Annotated in this window: 18 protein-coding genes; 11 read left to right on the plus strand and 7 right to left on the minus strand. The window is 69.2% G+C overall.

Going from position 1 to position 14,704, the window contains the following annotated elements; genetic code table 11:
• Positions 1-12 precede the first annotated feature (12 nt).
• The 5 genes from fusA to AB0P41_RS27260 form a co-directional block, all read right to left on the minus strand.
• Positions 13-2,142 (minus strand): elongation factor G, encoded by a 2,130-nt coding sequence (gene fusA / locus AB0P41_RS27240; RefSeq protein ID WP_356714157.1) that lies wholly within the window; start codon positions 2,140-2,142, stop codon positions 13-15.
• Positions 2,143-2,180: 38 nt separating this feature from the next.
• Positions 2,181-2,651: a 30S ribosomal protein S7 gene (gene rpsG / locus AB0P41_RS27245; RefSeq protein WP_018101248.1), complete on the minus strand. Its 471-nt coding sequence runs from the start codon at positions 2,649-2,651 to the stop codon at positions 2,181-2,183.
• Positions 2,652-2,653: 2 nt separating this feature from the next.
• Positions 2,654-3,025 carry a 30S ribosomal protein S12 gene (rpsL, locus tag AB0P41_RS27250; RefSeq protein WP_003948652.1) on the minus strand — a complete coding sequence of 124 codons (372 nt, stop codon included), beginning with the start codon at positions 3,023-3,025 and terminating at the stop codon, positions 2,654-2,656.
• 281 nt (positions 3,026-3,306) lie between these two features.
• Entirely contained in the window at positions 3,307-3,990 is a 684-nt protein-coding gene (locus tag AB0P41_RS27255) for a hypothetical protein (protein ID WP_365934645.1), read from the minus strand.
• Between the two features lie 220 nt (positions 3,991-4,210).
• Positions 4,211-4,651: a helix-turn-helix transcriptional regulator gene (locus tag AB0P41_RS27260; RefSeq protein WP_356714155.1), complete on the minus strand. Its 441-nt coding sequence runs from the start codon at positions 4,649-4,651 to the stop codon at positions 4,211-4,213.
• A 198-nt stretch (positions 4,652-4,849) separates the two neighbouring features.
• Between AB0P41_RS27260 and AB0P41_RS27265 the strand changes: the two genes are divergently transcribed.
• Both AB0P41_RS27265 and AB0P41_RS27270 read left to right on the plus strand, forming a co-directional pair.
• Positions 4,850-5,599, plus strand: coding sequence for a hypothetical protein (locus tag AB0P41_RS27265; RefSeq protein WP_356714154.1), 750 nt, complete (start codon positions 4,850-4,852; stop codon positions 5,597-5,599).
• Positions 5,596-5,790: a hypothetical protein gene (locus AB0P41_RS27270; protein WP_356714153.1), complete on the plus strand. Its 195-nt coding sequence runs from the start codon at positions 5,596-5,598 to the stop codon at positions 5,788-5,790. The genes AB0P41_RS27265 and AB0P41_RS27270 overlap by 4 nt, the downstream gene beginning before the upstream one ends.
• A gap of 80 nt (positions 5,791-5,870) precedes the next feature.
• On the opposite strand, the gene AB0P41_RS27275 is transcribed toward AB0P41_RS27270, so the two are convergent.
• Positions 5,871-6,131, minus strand: a complete 261-nt coding sequence (locus AB0P41_RS27275; RefSeq protein WP_356707695.1) for a hypothetical protein — start codon at positions 6,129-6,131, stop codon at positions 5,871-5,873.
• A 297-nt stretch (positions 6,132-6,428) separates the two neighbouring features.
• Here AB0P41_RS27275 and AB0P41_RS27280 point away from each other — a divergent pair, with 297 nt between their 5' ends.
• The 4 genes from AB0P41_RS27280 to AB0P41_RS27295 all read left to right on the plus strand — a co-directional run bounded on the left by AB0P41_RS27280 (position 6,429) and on the right by AB0P41_RS27295 (position 8,355).
• Positions 6,429-6,839, plus strand: a complete 411-nt coding sequence (locus AB0P41_RS27280; RefSeq protein ID WP_356707696.1) for a hypothetical protein — start codon at positions 6,429-6,431, stop codon at positions 6,837-6,839.
• A gap of 139 nt (positions 6,840-6,978) precedes the next feature.
• On the plus strand, positions 6,979-7,581 hold the full coding sequence (locus AB0P41_RS27285; RefSeq protein WP_365934648.1) for a phage tail protein: 603 nt from the start codon (positions 6,979-6,981) through the stop codon (positions 7,579-7,581).
• A 79-nt stretch (positions 7,582-7,660) separates the two neighbouring features.
• Complete coding sequence (locus AB0P41_RS27290) at positions 7,661-7,951, plus strand: hypothetical protein (RefSeq protein WP_356707698.1); 291 nt, start codon at positions 7,661-7,663, stop codon at positions 7,949-7,951.
• A gap of 65 nt (positions 7,952-8,016) precedes the next feature.
• Positions 8,017-8,355: a hypothetical protein gene (locus AB0P41_RS27295; protein ID WP_365934650.1), complete on the plus strand. Its 339-nt coding sequence runs from the start codon at positions 8,017-8,019 to the stop codon at positions 8,353-8,355.
• Positions 8,356-8,620: 265 nt separating this feature from the next.
• On the opposite strand, the gene AB0P41_RS27300 is transcribed toward AB0P41_RS27295, so the two are convergent.
• Positions 8,621-9,271, minus strand: a complete 651-nt coding sequence (locus AB0P41_RS27300; RefSeq protein ID WP_356707700.1) for a VWA domain-containing protein — start codon at positions 9,269-9,271, stop codon at positions 8,621-8,623.
• 40 nt (positions 9,272-9,311) lie between these two features.
• On the opposite strand from AB0P41_RS27300, the gene AB0P41_RS27305 reads away from it, so the two are divergent.
• The 5 genes from AB0P41_RS27305 to AB0P41_RS27325 are packed head-to-tail and all read left to right on the plus strand — an operon-like array spanning position 9,312 to position 14,696.
• Entirely contained in the window at positions 9,312-9,935 is a 624-nt protein-coding gene (locus AB0P41_RS27305; protein ID WP_365934653.1) for a hypothetical protein, read from the plus strand.
• Positions 9,936-9,983: 48 nt separating this feature from the next.
• A complete protein-coding gene (locus AB0P41_RS27310) occupies positions 9,984-11,183 on the plus strand; it encodes a phage tail protein (protein WP_365934655.1) in 1,200 nt (399 codons plus the stop codon).
• Positions 11,180-12,463 (plus strand): tape-measure protein, encoded by a 1,284-nt coding sequence (locus AB0P41_RS27315; RefSeq protein WP_365934656.1) that lies wholly within the window; start codon positions 11,180-11,182, stop codon positions 12,461-12,463. Before AB0P41_RS27310 ends, AB0P41_RS27315 begins: the two co-directional genes overlap by 4 nt.
• A 42-nt stretch (positions 12,464-12,505) precedes the next feature.
• Positions 12,506-13,450 carry a phage tail protein gene (locus AB0P41_RS27320; protein ID WP_365934657.1) on the plus strand — a complete coding sequence of 315 codons (945 nt, stop codon included), beginning with the start codon at positions 12,506-12,508 and terminating at the stop codon, positions 13,448-13,450.
• Between the two features lie 46 nt (positions 13,451-13,496).
• Positions 13,497-14,696, plus strand: a complete 1,200-nt coding sequence (locus AB0P41_RS27325; protein ID WP_365934659.1) for a hypothetical protein — start codon at positions 13,497-13,499, stop codon at positions 14,694-14,696.
• Positions 14,697-14,704: the final 8 nt, after the last annotated feature.

The following is a 14,704-nucleotide window of genomic DNA, read 5'->3' on the forward strand; positions in this document are numbered from 1 at the left end:
AGCTCGGAAGAGTTACTCGCCCTTGGCCTTCGCGATGATCTCCTCGGCGACGTTCCGCGGAACCTCGGCGTAGGAGTCGAACTGCATCGAGTAGCTTGCGCGACCCGAGGTCTTGCTGCGGAGGTCTCCGACGTAGCCGAACATCTCCGAGAGGGGCACGAGGCCCTTCACGACGCGAGCGCCGTGGCGCTCCTCCATGGCCTGGATCTGGCCACGGCGGGAGTTGATGTCGCCGACCACTTCACCCATGTAGTCCTCGGGTGTGGTGACCTCGACGGCCATCATCGGCTCGAGGAGCACGGGGGACGCCTTGCGGGCACCCTCCTTGAACGCCTGCGAACCGGCGATCTTGAAGGCGAGCTCCGAGGAGTCGACCTCGTGGTAACCACCGTCGAGAAGGGTGACGCGGACGCCCACCATCTCGTAACCGGCCAGGATGCCGAACTGCATGGCTTCCTGGGCACCCGCGTCCACCGAGGGAATGTACTCACGGGGGATGCGGCCACCGGTGACCTTGTTGACGAACTCGTACGACGCGTCGCCGCCCTCGATGGGCTCGATGGCGATCTGCACCTTCGCGAACTGGCCGGTACCACCAGTCTGCTTCTTGTGCGTGAAGTCGATGCGCTCGACGGCCTTGCGGATCGTCTCGCGGTACGCGACCTGCGGCTTGCCGACGTTCGCCTCGACGCGGAACTCGCGCTTCATGCGGTCGACGAGCACCTCGAGGTGAAGCTCGCCCATACCACCGATGATGGTCTGGCCGGTCTCCTCGTCGGAGTGCACCTGGAAGGAGGGGTCCTCCTCCGAGAGGCGCTGGATGGCGACACCCAGCTTCTCCTGGTCACCCTTGGACTTGGGCTCGATGGCGACCTGGATGACCGGCGCCGGGAAGTCCATGGACTCCAGGATCACCGGGTTCTTGTCGTCACACAGCGTCTCACCGGTGGTGGTCTGCTTCAGGCCCATGACGGCGACGATGTCACCGGCGCCCACCGAGGGGATCTCCTCACGCTTGTTCGCGTGCATGCGGTAGATCTTCCCGATGCGCTCCTTCTTGCCCTTGACCGAGTTCAGCACCGCGGTGCCGGCCTCGAGGCGACCGGAGTAGATCCGGACGAAGGTGAGCTTGCCGAGGTGCGGGTCGCTCGCGATCTTGAACGCCAGGCCGGAGAACGGCTCGTCGTCCGAGGGCTTCCGCTGGATGACCTTCTCCGGGTCCTTCACGTCGTGGCCTTCGATGGCCTCGACGTCCAGGGGGGAAGGCAGGTAGCGGACGACCGCGTCGAGCAGGGGCTGGACGCCCTTGTTCTTGAACGCGGTGCCACAGAAGACGGGGGTCACGGTGACGGAGTCGGCCGAGCCCTTCGACGCGAGGGTGATCCGACGGATCGCCTCGTGCAGCTGCTCCTCGGTGGGCTCTTCGCCCTCGAGGTACAGCTCCATCATCTGGTCGTCGTTCTCCGAGACGGCCTCGAGGAGCTTGCCGCGCCATTCCTCGGCGGCCTCCTTGAGGTTGTCCGGGATCTCGACGGTGTCGTACATCTCGCCCTTGACGGCCTCTTCGGGGTACACGAAGGCCTTCATCGACACGAGGTCGACGACGCCGCGGAAGTCTGCCTCCGCGCCGATGGGGAGCTGCATGACGATCGGGACCGCGCCGAGGCGCTGGACGATCATGTCGACGCAACGCAGGAAGTCGGCGCCCGTACGGTCGAGCTTGTTGACGAAGCAGATACGCGGCACGCCGTAGCGGTCCGCCTGACGCCAGACGGTCTCGGACTGGGGCTCGACGCCGGCCACACCGTCGAACACGGTGACGGCGCCGTCGAGGACGCGGAGCGAACGCTCCACCTCGACGGTGAAGTCGACGTGACCCGGGGTGTCGATGATGTTGATGGTGTGGTCAACATCATTGAGCGGCCAGTGACAGGTCGTCGCGGCGGACGTGATCGTGATGCCGCGCTCCTGCTCCTGCTCCATCCAGTCCATCGTGGCTGCGCCGTCGTGGACTTCACCGATCTTGTACGAAACGCCGGTGTAGAAGAGGATCCGCTCAGTGGTGGTCGTCTTGCCCGCGTCGATGTGGGCCATGATCCCGATGTTGCGGACCTTGGCCAGGTCAAGCGAAGTGGTGGCCATAAGGCTCAATCTTCTCTCGGTCTCGATGGGGTGAGCGACTACCAGCGGTAGTGCGCGAAGGCCTTGTTGGACTCGGCCATCTTGTGGGTGTCCTCGCGCTTCTTGACGGCAGCGCCAAGACCGTTGGAGGCGTCGAGCAGCTCGTTCATGAGGCGCTCGGTCATGGTCTTCTCGCGACGGGCGCGGGAGTAACCCACGACCCAGCGCAGAGCGAGGGTGGCGGCACGACCGGGCTTGACCTCGATCGGCACCTGGTAGGTGGCGCCACCGACACGGCGGGACTTGACCTCGAGCGAGGGCTTGACGTTCTCAAGCGCGCGCTTCAGCGTGATGACCGGGTCAGCGCCGGTCTTCTCGCGGAGGCCTTCCATGGCGCCGTACACGATCCGCTCGGCGGTGGAACGCTTGCCGTCGAGGAGGATCTTGTTGATCAGCGAGGTGACAAGAGGAGAGCTGTAGACCGGGTCGATGATGACCGGGCGCTTCGGGGCGGGGCCCTTACGAGGCATTCTTACTTCTCCTTCTTGGCGCCGTAGCGGCTGCGGGCCTGCTTGCGGTTCTTGACACCCTGGGTGTCGAGCGAGCCGCGGATGATCTTGTAACGAACACCCGGCAGGTCCTTCACACGGCCACCACGCACGAGCACGATGGAGTGCTCCTGCAGGTTGTGTCCCTCACCCGGAATGTAGGCCGTGACCTCGATGCCGGAGGTCAGACGCACACGCGCGACCTTACGGAGCGCCGAGTTCGGCTTCTTCGGGGTGGTCGTGAAGACACGCGTGCAGACGCCACGACGCTGGGGCGAACCCTCGAGCGCGGGCGTCTTGTTCTTCTCGACCTTGTCCTGCCGGCCCTTCCGGACCAGCTGCTGGATCGTAGGCACTACTTCTCCGGTTTCTGTGTGCCGTTCGGTGAAACTAACCTGGAACAGTCACCGACCCACGCGGTCGGGTGTGTCGAACACTGCACGCCCCTGCTGGAAGGCAGACGGAACACAGATTGCGGTGGCCACTTACGGACTCGCCATGCGGTTGAGGACACGCACCCGAGCCCAGGCACACCCCAGGCACAAGGCTTGAGCGTACCTACCTCACGGAGCTGGGTCAAAACAAATGCCCCGAGGCCGGCCGCTTCCTCCCGGGGCCCGGCGCGGTCCGCCCCGCGTCACAGGGACTCGCCGTCCGGAGCGACGGGCGCCGTGCCTCCCGCCGGCCGGCGGGACGGGGGACGCAGCCGCGGGATCGTGGGCACGCGGGACGTACGGCTCTTGGGGACCAGGGCGGGGGCGGGTGCCTGGGGGCGGTCCGCTCGTTCCCCGCCGGTCACGGGACCGGGCAGGGCGGCCCGCTCGTCCACGCCGCCGCCCTCCCGGTTCCGGTCGTCCGGGCGGCGGGCGGCCGCGTCGCGGCCCTGCTGGCGCAGAGGAATCACGGCCGCCTGCCCGGGCACGCCTCTCACCAGCCGTAAAGCCCGCCCGCCGGCGGCCCTCGCCTCCTGGAGCGCGGTTTCGTAGTGCGCGGCGGCGTCGCGCCAGCCGCTGGAGTAAGCGCGCAGTTCCCGCCGCTCCATCTCCTCCCGCAGCAGCACCATGACCTCGTCCGGTGCGTGGCTCTCCAGCTGCCGGCCGAGTTCCGCGAGGAGTCCGGAGAGCGTGTCCGGCGGCGTGTCGGCGGCGGTGTCCGGCGCGGCGTCGATGCGGGTGTCCGGTGCGTCGGCGGTGCCGTCCGACGGTGGCGCGGCGTCCGCGGTGGCGTCGGCAGCGGCCTCCGCCATGGGGGACTCTCCGGCCGCGTCGGCCTCGTCGGTGACTTCCACCGGGATCCGGGATCGCCCGTCACGTCCCACCACGCGCGCCCCCCATCCCGTCCAGCCCGAATCGCACACGGGCGGAGACATGTGTCATCACCGTGCGCATGCCTGCTGGAGCGGGGGGACAGGCCGCCCCAGCTTACGGGCCGGTTCCGGCGGCGGCTTCTACGGGGACGCCTCATGATCCACAGGAGGGACCGGGGGGCGTGGAGTGGTGGCGCCGGGCGACGGAAGCCCGGCCGGGGGCGCGCGGGACAGGTCAGTCGGAGGCGAGCGGTGCCCGTGCCCCGGAGGCCCTGACGGCTTCCGCGGGCAGGAACTGGCCGGCGATCCTGATGAACATCTCCCGCTGGTCCGCCGCAACCCCGAGACCGTCCGCGGCCTCCTCCAGCGTGAGCCGCCGCGCGCCCGCCGGGGCCTGGGCGACCGACGGCAGCGGCAGGTCCTCCTCGGTGAGGCGGCCGGACTGGATGAGCATGTCCCGCACCGGGACCTGGAGCACCTGGGCCAGCCGGCGCGTGGTCTCCAGGTCGGGCATGCTCTGGCGCTGGAGCAGCCGCGTGATGGCCGCCCGGTGGACTCCGGCCTCGTCGGCGAGGCGGGATTTTCCGCCACCGCGCGGGCTGTCGATGTCGAAGCCGCGCCGGCGGATCAGCTCTTCGATCCAGGTCGCGAAGCGGTCGAGTTCGCCTGTGGTCATGAGCGGTCGCCTCCCTCCGAAGCGAACCTCAGCGTATCGCGCTTGCGCGCACGGAATTACCCCTTCCCTCCGTCTCCTTTGTGAAGTTTCTGTTGACATAAACGCAGGCTCTTTCGGCCAATCACGCTTGCGGGCGGGCACGCAACATGCGACCGTGCGACCACGCAACAACTTGTGTCCGGGGAGAAGGGACCACCCATGACCACACGCGCCGACGACGAGAAGACCGAGAAGACCGCCCGTGACGCCATGCTCTGGATCGAACTGCTGCTGAAGCAGTTCCCGGAGCTGCTCGGCGAACTGGCGCCGAGCCGCCGCTCCCCCTCCGCGCCGACGGCGGACAGCGCACGGCCGTCCGCCCCACGCGGCCCGTCCCGCGCCGAACGCGAGGAGGCCCTGCGCGCCGAACAGCTGCACGGCCTCACGCCGTCCGGCCCCACCACCGCCCCGCTGCGGCTGCACGTCTCCGACGCCATCCGCGACATCACCGACGGCGTGGTGGAGCTGGACGAGGCCGTGCACGACCGGCTCCGCCTGCCGCGCCCCCGCCGCGCCCAGGTGGCCGAGCGGCTGCTCCGCGTCGCCTCACTGCTCGGCCGGGCCGCCGGGGACCCCCTGCTCACGGCCCACGTCCGCGACGAGGTCCGCCGGATGGCGAGGCGCTGCACGCGCGTCCTGGGTGCGGCGGAGCCGGTCGTTCGGGTCAACGGCCGCTGCCCCTGGTGCGACTCGGTCTCCCTGCGCGCCTTCCCCGCCAGGCGGGCGGTGCTCTGCGTCAACCCGGCCTGCCGCTGCGCGGACCGGGAGTGCGACTGCCGTACGGACCCGGCCCACCGGCACGCGTGGAGCGAAGGCGACTGGGCGCGGCTGGCGGCGGAGTCCGGCGGGGACCTCACCGAGCTGAACGGCTCGACGGCGGACACCGCCGAGCGGGAGGTACGCCGATGACAGCCGCGACCCTGATCACGGGAGCACTGGCCGCCGACGAAGCGGGGGTGACCCCGGCGACGATCCGCAAGTGGGTCCAGCTGGGCCGCCTCTCCCCCGCGGGGAAGCAGGGCCGGGCGCAGCTGTTCCGGCTGGAGGACGTCTTCGCGGCGGAGCGTGCCGCCCGGCGGAAGCCGCGTACGGCCGGCTGAGAAAGCACCGGCGACAGGGGGAGGGGCAGGCCCGTGCGGGCCTGCCCCTCCCCCTGTCGCCGTGTCCGGACCTCGCGCGGCTACATGCGGAACACCTGGGCGCCCTCGTCCTTGCCCCCGGTGGTCAGCGCCACCGCCTCACCCCAGCCACTGCGGAACCCCCGCGTCTCCGCCTCCACGGCGATCCTCGCTCCGACCTTGCTCACGACGGCGGTGAGCGTCCGGGCGACGTCAGCGGTGTACGTACCCGACTCCCCCGACTCCGCGGCCACTTCGACCACGGCGGCCATGACATCGGCCAGCCTCTCCTGGGCACTGATCACCATCGCGCTCCCGTCCACACCTGTTCCACTTCCTTGTTCCGCACGCCCAGTAACGGCGCTCCGTGCTTCAGAACCGCCACCTCTCGAATGCATGTTCGATAGCCGCAGACTAACGCACCTGGCCTGTCATATGCGGGAGTTGCACGCCGCCTTGCGTTGCTGATCCGCACTAGGTGGTTGCGCGCACGCACGTTATGCGTCACAGTTGGTGCAGCGGCGGAGCTGCGCCCACCTTCCCTCCAGGGCGCGGCTCCGCCGTTCCCGTACCCGTACGCCCATCGGCCGGACGGCCGCGAACAGGAGTGATGCCCCGCCATGAGTTCACCCCCGAGCACCTTCCCCGACGTGGAGGCCATCGTCGTGGAGCTCCTCTCCGACCGCCCGGATCTCGCGGAAGCGGTCGTGGACGAGACTCCCCCGGCGGGCTTCGACGGCACCCAGCCGGCGGTGATCGTCAGCCGGCGCGGCGGCGCCTGGATCGACGACCTGCACCTCGACCAGCCGCTCATCGAACTGGAGGCCTACGGGCCGGACAAGGTGACGGCGCACCGCCTCGCGAACGCCGCACGCGCCGAGCTGCTCTCGGCGGTCGGGCGGACGTACGGCACGAACGTCGTGATCACCGACGTGGTCGAGGCCGACGGCCCGCGCTGGCTGCCGGAGTACCTGTACCCGGCCGCCAACCGCTACCTCACCGTGCTCCGGGTCTCCCTGCGCATCGGCTGACCCGGCGCCCCCGGACGCCCCGCGGCGTCCCACCCGGCGCGATTCCGCGCCCCACAGACGAGGCCCCGCCGCCGGCGGGGCCTTCGCCGTACCCACGGCAGGCACCACCACCCAGGAAATCCATCCCAAGGAGTCATCCATGGCAGGCAACAACTCGTCCGAGATCCGCGTCGCCGGTACCGGCCGCATCCTCGTCGCGAATCTCAACGCCCCTCTCCCGGAAGCGTTCTCCGACAATCCGTCGGCCGACTGGGGCCCGGAGTGGACCGATCTCGGCTACACCTCCACGGACGGGGTGACCTTCTCCAAGAAGGACAAGCTGGACCCGGTCGAGACGTGGCAGTCGATCAGCCCGGCCCGGTTCGTCTACGCGGACCGCGACCTGACGCTGAAGTTCTCGATGCTGCAGTTCAACGAGGACACGCTGCCCTTCTTCCTGGGCGGCTCCGGGAGTGACATCCGCCGGGGCTCGGCCGGTTCGGACATCGTCCAGTTCGACGTGCCGGACGGCCCGACCTTCGACGAGCGCGCCCTCGGCCTGGAGTTCACCGACGGCACGGCGGTCACCTACCGCTTCGTCATCCCGCGCGGCCAGGTGACGGCCACCGACGACATCAAGCTGGCCCGCAAGGCCGCCGCGATGCTCGGCGTCACCTTCACCGCGCTCTCCCCGGGCGACGGCCAGGCACTCGCGACCTTCGTCATGAAGGACGCCGCGTACGCGGTGCCGACCGAGGCCTGATCCCCCGCCGGGCGGGGCCGGTCCGCCCGGCCCCGTCCGGCACCCCGCTCACACCACCACACAAGGAGACTCCCCAGCCATGGCTTCATTCGACGTCAACGCGGCCCGCGCCCAGCGCATGGAGGCGCTCGGCCGCTCCTGGTCCTTCGACCTGGACGACGACACCTTCGAACTGCCGACGGAACTCGGCCGCACCACCGCCAGGTCACTCCGCTCCCTCGACGACAACGACGTCGACGGCCTGCTGAAACTCCTGCTGGGCGAGGAGCAGTTCGCGCGCTTCGAGCAGCACGACGTCACCATGCAGGACATCGCCGCGATCCTGGAGGCGTACGGCAAGGAGACCGGGCTCGGCCTGGGGGAAGGCTGAGCCTCGACGCGTTCGCCGAAGAACACGCCGAGGCGCTCGAAGCCGACCTGCTGCGGCACTACGGCGTGGACCTGCTGGACTGGTACCGCGGCCGGCTGACCTCGCGCCGGCTCGCGGTGCTGGTCAAGCACATGCCACGCGACAGCGCCGTAGCGCAGGAGCTCCACGGTGACGGTGCCGAATGGACGGTGACGGACTACCTCCTGGCCGCCGCCGTGGACCATCTCGCCGCCGCCAACTGGATGTTCGCCTCCGTCAACACGGACGAGGACTCCGATCCGCCGGAGCCGCCGGTGCCCGTGCCGAGGCCGGGGGACGACGACGGGCCCGCGGAACCGCCCGTGGAGGACTCCCCGCCGCCCGGAGGGCCCTCACGCGCGGAGCTCATGCGCTTCTTCGTCTGAGGTTCCCGCGGCGGGGTGCGCCCGGGAGGCTGGGCCTCGACGCGATCACCGAGGGACACGCCGAGGCTCTCGAAGCCGGCCTGCCGCGGCACCACGGTGTGGGCCGCTCGGCCGGCACCGGGGCCGTGGCCCATCCCGCCGGCGCCAACCGGAGGTTCGCCCCCGCCGGCACCGACGAGGAGTCCAACGCGCCGGAAGCCCGGGTACCGAAGCCCGGCGCGGCCTCGGTCCTGCCGGAAGCCCTCAGAGATCCGCGCGACAGCGGTCAGACACCCTGGGCCGCGCGCCAGCGTGAGAACGCCCTGCTGACCCTCCGTACGCTCCAGGTCGTGTTGAAGTGGAAGGACACATGGGGAAGGAACTCCCCCTTGTGCACTTTCTCTTCACGCCACAGTGAATCAACGACCGATTCATCCCCGAAGAACTGCCAGAAGATGTTCTCGGTCCGGGACGCGTGGATAGCTTTCAGGATTTCTCTGGCCTGGCTCCTGCCATCCAGCCAGAAAAGCACCAAGGTGGTCACGTCCTTCGCGGCACCCGCGTGCTGGACGACGAGCTCCACGGCCGGCAGGGGCTTGGACCTGATCAACGACTCGTCGGACAGGTCGAAGAATTCTTCCACACGACTACGAGGAACGGCGTCCACCAGAAGGCCTCGCCGCATGTTCGGTCTGGTCGCCCATTCCTGGACCCAACTCGCACGGGACGAGGGGTCCAGTTCCGTCCGGACGACGTTGACCTTGTCGCGCCTTTCCCCATAGAGAAGGATCTCCACGCCCGCACCGGGAACAAATCTGTCGGCGACCGCGAGGGAACGCTCGGCATACCAGGCGATCGAATATTTTTTTCGGGGCTCGAAATACCGCTCCCGCGATATCGGCGCGACAAGTACGACACGCACGTCTTCGGTGCTCATGGAAAATATCCTAGCACTCCGAGAAAATTGCGAGGAGAGCATGGCCAGAGACATAGCCGAGCTGGACAAAGATCTTGAGCAAGCAGAAACCGATATCGGCACCCACAGCGCCGACATCACGAAGCTCAAAGACTCCTACAGATCCCTCCGCACCACGCAGAGCGGCCTGTCGAACACCTTCGCCGGGATCAGCAACACCGTTGCCGGGATCACCGGAGGGCTGACCGGGGTCGCCGCCAGCCTCACGGCTCTCACCATCGGCGTATCGGCCATCAAGCTCGACGAGAAGGGCCTGACGGTTCTCGGAGCGACTCGGGAGTGGAAATTCTCCCAAGGGTTCATCTCAAGGATTCAGAAGAGAATTGAATCCGAGCACCAGAAGGCGGCCCGAAAAACGAAGGAAGAGAACGAGAAACTCCTGGAGGATCACAAGGAGTACATAGAGAAGATCAAGGACATCGACCAGGATGTCCAGAAGATAAAGAACGCGATCAGGCGAGCCGGAAGCGCAGCCCAGCAGGAGCAGGACCGGCTGAACGCCAGCCCTTCCAACAGGACGGACCGAGGAATCGACCACAGGTCTCGCCCACTGGTCCGGGGTGTCGCCAGCGACGTCAAGGTTCTACGCAGTGCTGTCACCGAACTCACGGCAGCGTTCGCCTGACGAACAGCAGCATGATCCTGAAAAGCTGCGGATCAAGGGAAATTCCGAATGAATCTGACGCAAGCCGTCGGTAAGTCATCCACCGCCCTCACCCGGTTCCGTTCGCAGGCGGCCAACGCCGGGAAGTCGGTGACATCTCTGGCCACCGGTGTCCGAGCCGGCGACACCGGTCTCAAGAAACTCAAGACCTCCGCCCAGGGATCCGCCCGCGAGCTCACCAGCATCCAGCGCGCCGCCGACAAGGCCGAGCGCTCCATGTCCAAGGCCGGCAAGACCGGCCAGAAGAGCGGCACCCAGGTCGGGAAGTTCAAGTCCGGGGCCGACAAGGCGTCCAAGGGCATGAAGGGGCTCAACAAGTCGATGAAGGGCAACCTCGTCGGCCAGTTGCTGTCCCTGCTCGCCCCGCTGGTCCAGAAGGTGGTCGAGATGGCCGCCCGGTCGAAGACCATGCAGAAGGTCCTCAAGGTCGCCTTCGCCGCCATCAAGAAGGTCATCAGCTCCGTCATGAAGGCCGTCGGGCCGATCATGAAGAAGGCCGGCGCACTGATCAAGACGGTCTGGGACGGCATCAAGAAGGCGATCACCGTCGTCATCAAGGCCGTCGCCAAGGTCGTCACGACCTACTTCAACGCCTGGAAGAAGATCATCACGACGGTGATGAACGCCGTCAAGAAGGTGATCTCCAGCGTCTGGAACGGCATCAAGAAGATCATCACGCCTGTCATCAACTGGATCCGCGACGTCATCCCCAAGGCCTTCAGCAGGGTCAAGGAGAAGCTGTCCAGCATCTGGGGCGGACTGCAGGGCATCGCCAAGCGGGCCTTCGACAAGATCACGGGAGCGGTGAAGGGCCCGATCAACTCCGTGATCCGGCTCATCAACTCCGCGATCGGCAGCCTCAACCGCATCAAGGTCTCGATCCCGGGCTGGGTCCCCGGCGTCGGTGGCAAGACCTTCGGCATCAGCCTGCCGAAGATCCCGCAGCTGGCGGCAGGCGGCATCGTCGCCCCGCGCAACGGCGGGGTGCACGCGATCGTCGCCGAGGCCGGTGAGGCCGAGGCCGTGCTGCCGCTGTCCAAGCTGGACCGGCTGCTGCGCCACACCGCCCGCCGGGCCAGGGCCGACTCGGTCAACGCCACGGCCGGAGCGGTCTCCGGTTTCCAGATCGAGAACTACTACGAGGCGTCCACGGCCGACCTCCAGGAGACGGCCACCGCTCTGCTCTTCCTGTCCAAGGCGCGCGGATGAGCGCCGCGGCGATCGGTGCGGGCGCGGATCCGTTCGCGGGAGTCGCCGGCGCGCTGAGTTCCTTCCGCGGCAGTCTTACCGGCGCCGCGCGGTCCGTACGGTCCGCGGCCCGGAGCATCAGCGGGGCCGGGTCAGCCGCCGCCCGGATCAAGGGCTCCGCCACCTCGGCCGGCACCCAGCTCCGGCAGATCAAAACCGGTGCGGACAGGGCCGGGAAGTCCCTCACCAAGGCGGGCCGGACCGCCGGCCGTACGGCGACCCAACTCCGTACCGGCTCCACCAAGGCCCGCAGCACGGTCGCACCCCTCAACTCCATCGCCACCGAGGGCGCCGCGTTCAGCGGAGTCGTCGGTGTGCTGGGCAAGGGCTCCGGCACGGTGTCCAAGCTCATGGGCCTCTTCGGCGGCGCCCTCACCGTCGCCTCCGGCGCGATGACCGCCGTCAACGTCGCCATGCGCGCCAACCCGCTCGGGTTCGTCCTCGGGCTGGTCGCCCCGCTCGTCGGCTACCTCATCGAGTACGCGCTCAACTCGCAGACCGGCCAGAAGATCATGAAGCAGGTCTTCGACCAGGTCCTCAAGGTGTTCCAGACCATCGGGAAGTTCCTCGGTCCCGTCCTCAAGGCGTACGCCACCGTGATCTCGGCCTACTTCAAGGCCGCCTTCGCGGTCGTCACCACGGTCCTGGCCGTGGTCGGCGCCCTCCTGTCCAAGGACTTCGACGGCACCCGGAACACCGTCACCTCCGCGACCAACGCCGTGTCCGGCCTCATCCGCCGGGCCTGGAGCGGCTTCCGTACGGTCATCCAGCCCGTCCTGGACTGGATCACGAAGAAGATCCCCGGCATGTTCACCCGGGTCAAGGACGCCATGTCCAAGACCCTGGACGGCATCGGCCGCTTCCTCAGCACCGGCATGCAGGGCGTCATGGCGGCCGTCACCGGGCCGGTCAAGGCGCTGATCTCCTTCGCCAACTGGGTCATCGACGGCCTCAACAAGCTCAGCTTCAGCTTCTTCGGCAAGAAGTTCGGCGTCGACCTGCCCAAGATCCCGCAACTCGCCGAAGGCGGGGTCGTCGGGCCCGCCGGGCCCGGCACCGCCCCGACCGTCCTCCCGCTGTCCGCGCTCACCCGGCTGCGCCCCGCCGAGGCCGCGCCGCGCACGAGTGGCCCCACCGGCTCGACGGACCGCTCACGGCTGCGCGCGTACCACGCCACCGAGGGCAACGGCCCGCTCGCCGTCGCCACCGACCTGCTGTTCCTGCACGGGGCGGCGGCATGAGCACCCACCCGCCCCACGACTGAAGCGAGGTGACGGCCCCTCATGGCCGAGACCACAACCACATATCCCCAGGAGACCGCACCCGGCTCACTGATCACCCGCGACGGGCAGATCCAGTGGGCCGGACTGCTGATGGGCCCCGGCACGCCGTACGAGATCGACCGCACCGGGATCACCGGCTGGGACGACCTGCCGGTGCTCGACACGGGCGACATCGCCCGCCCCGACCAGCACGGCGCCTGGCCCGGCGCCCGCTGGGCGCAGCCCCGGCTCGTCGGCGCGTCCGTCTGGCTGCTGCCCCGGACGGCCGGGCAGGCCCTCGGCGTCGCCTCCGCCTTCCGCGCCGCCACCGGCGCCGACGGCGGCGAGCAGTGGCTGGCCGTGCGGCTGCACGGCGAGACGCTGGCCGTCCGGGCCCGGGTCAGCCGCCGGGTCGTGCCGCAGGACCGCTCGTTCGTGGTGCACGGCACGTCCAAGGCCAGCTTGCAGTGGACCGCCACCGATCCGCGCCGGTTCGGTGCCGTCCTGCGGGAGACACGGGCCACGCTGCCCGTCATGGAACCGGGCCTGGACTGGCCGGCCGTGCCCGGGGCCGCCGGGATGGGCCTGGAGTGGCCCCTGGAGTGGGGGACGACCGGTGCCGCGGGCACCTGCACCGCCGTCAACGACGGCGCGGCGGCGGCCCACCCGGTGATCGAGTTCCGCGGCCCGCTCCGCCGCCCGACGCTGACCCGGCTCAGCGACGGCCGGCAGCTCCAGTACGACATCGTGCTGGGCCCCCAGGACGTGCTGTCGGTGGACACCGAGTCCGGCACGGTGCTGCTCAACGGCACCGCTTCCCGGCTCTACACCGCCTCCCCCGCCTCGGTGCCCGAGCAGCTGTTCAACCTGGCGCCGGGCACCACCGAACTCGCCTTCCGCTCCGACGACGCCACCCCCGACCCCCGGGCCTCCGCCACCCTGCGCTGGCGCGACGCCCACTGGTGACCCCGCGCGTCACCACCGACACCCCATCACTTCCCAGGAGGACAACATGCCCGTACGCAGTGCCTGGCTCGTCAACCGCACCGAGACCGAGACCGGTCAGTCCCGGGCCGACACCCGGCTCTCGCCCGTCGGCACCATGGCCCCCAGCGGGGCGCTGACCACCACCAGTGGTGTGATCCCGGGCTCCACCGACGGCGAGTACCTGATGTCGGCCCTCTACGTCTTCGGCGAGAACGCCGGGATGAAGGCCACCGTCTCGCCGGGCCGCGCGGTGATCCAGGGCCGCGAGTCGGCCGGCGCCTACCCGGTCGTCCTCACCGACTACACCGAGGTGACCTTCGGCGACGGAGACGCCTCCAACCCGCGTATCGACCTGGTGGTCCTGCGCGTGTACGACGCCCAGGCCGACGGCGGGAACCGTACGGAGGCCGTCCTGGAGGTCGTCGTGGGCAAGGCCGGGGCCACCCCCGAGCCGCCGGAGGTCCCGGAGGCCTCGCTGCCGCTCGCCCATGTCACCGTGCCCGCCGGCGCCTCGGTGGGCACCGGTGGCATCCCCTGGGCGGACGCGGTGTACGACCTGCGGGTGTCGACGGTCGCCGTCGGCGGCATCCTCGCCGACTCCTGGAACCGCGACACGCCCGGCGGGTACCCGGGCCAGTACCGCGACACCTCCAGCACCCTCCAGCGCTGGGACGGCACCCGCTGGACGAGCTACCCCCGCGAGACCGGCGGCATCGCCCCGCAGGGGGCACTCGCGGCAGGCGAGTACACCGGCCAGTACCGCGACGAGGCCGGAAGGCTCCAGCGCTGGGACGGCACCGTCTGGCGGCCGGCCGTCCCCTCGTCGGCGTACGCGATCCAGACCGACGGCGGCTACTGCTCCACCACCACCTGGGTCGAGGCGGTGGCCGACACGAACGGCCCGACCGTCACCACCACGTTCACCGTGCCGGTGACGGGCGCCGTCCTGGTCACCGTCGGGTTCATGGGCAACACCGCCGCCGACGGGCAGTGGTCCCGGATGAGCGCCACCATCCGCAAGGACGGGGCCCTGGTCGTCGACGCGCACGAAGCCCGCTCCGCGGTCGTCTCGTCGAAATTGCTGACGTCGGTGACGGCCACGTTCCGCGTCACGGGACTCCAGGCCGGCGCGGTGTACACGGCGGTCTCCGCCTACCAATCGTCCGCGACCAACAACAAGGGCTGGTACGACAACCGTTTCATCCGCGTCGACCCGCTCGTGTGAGGCAGCCG

The organism is Streptomyces sp. NPDC079167, from assembly GCF_040686735.1.
In the GTDB taxonomy this organism is placed as follows: domain Bacteria; phylum Actinomycetota; class Actinomycetes; order Streptomycetales; family Streptomycetaceae; genus Streptomyces.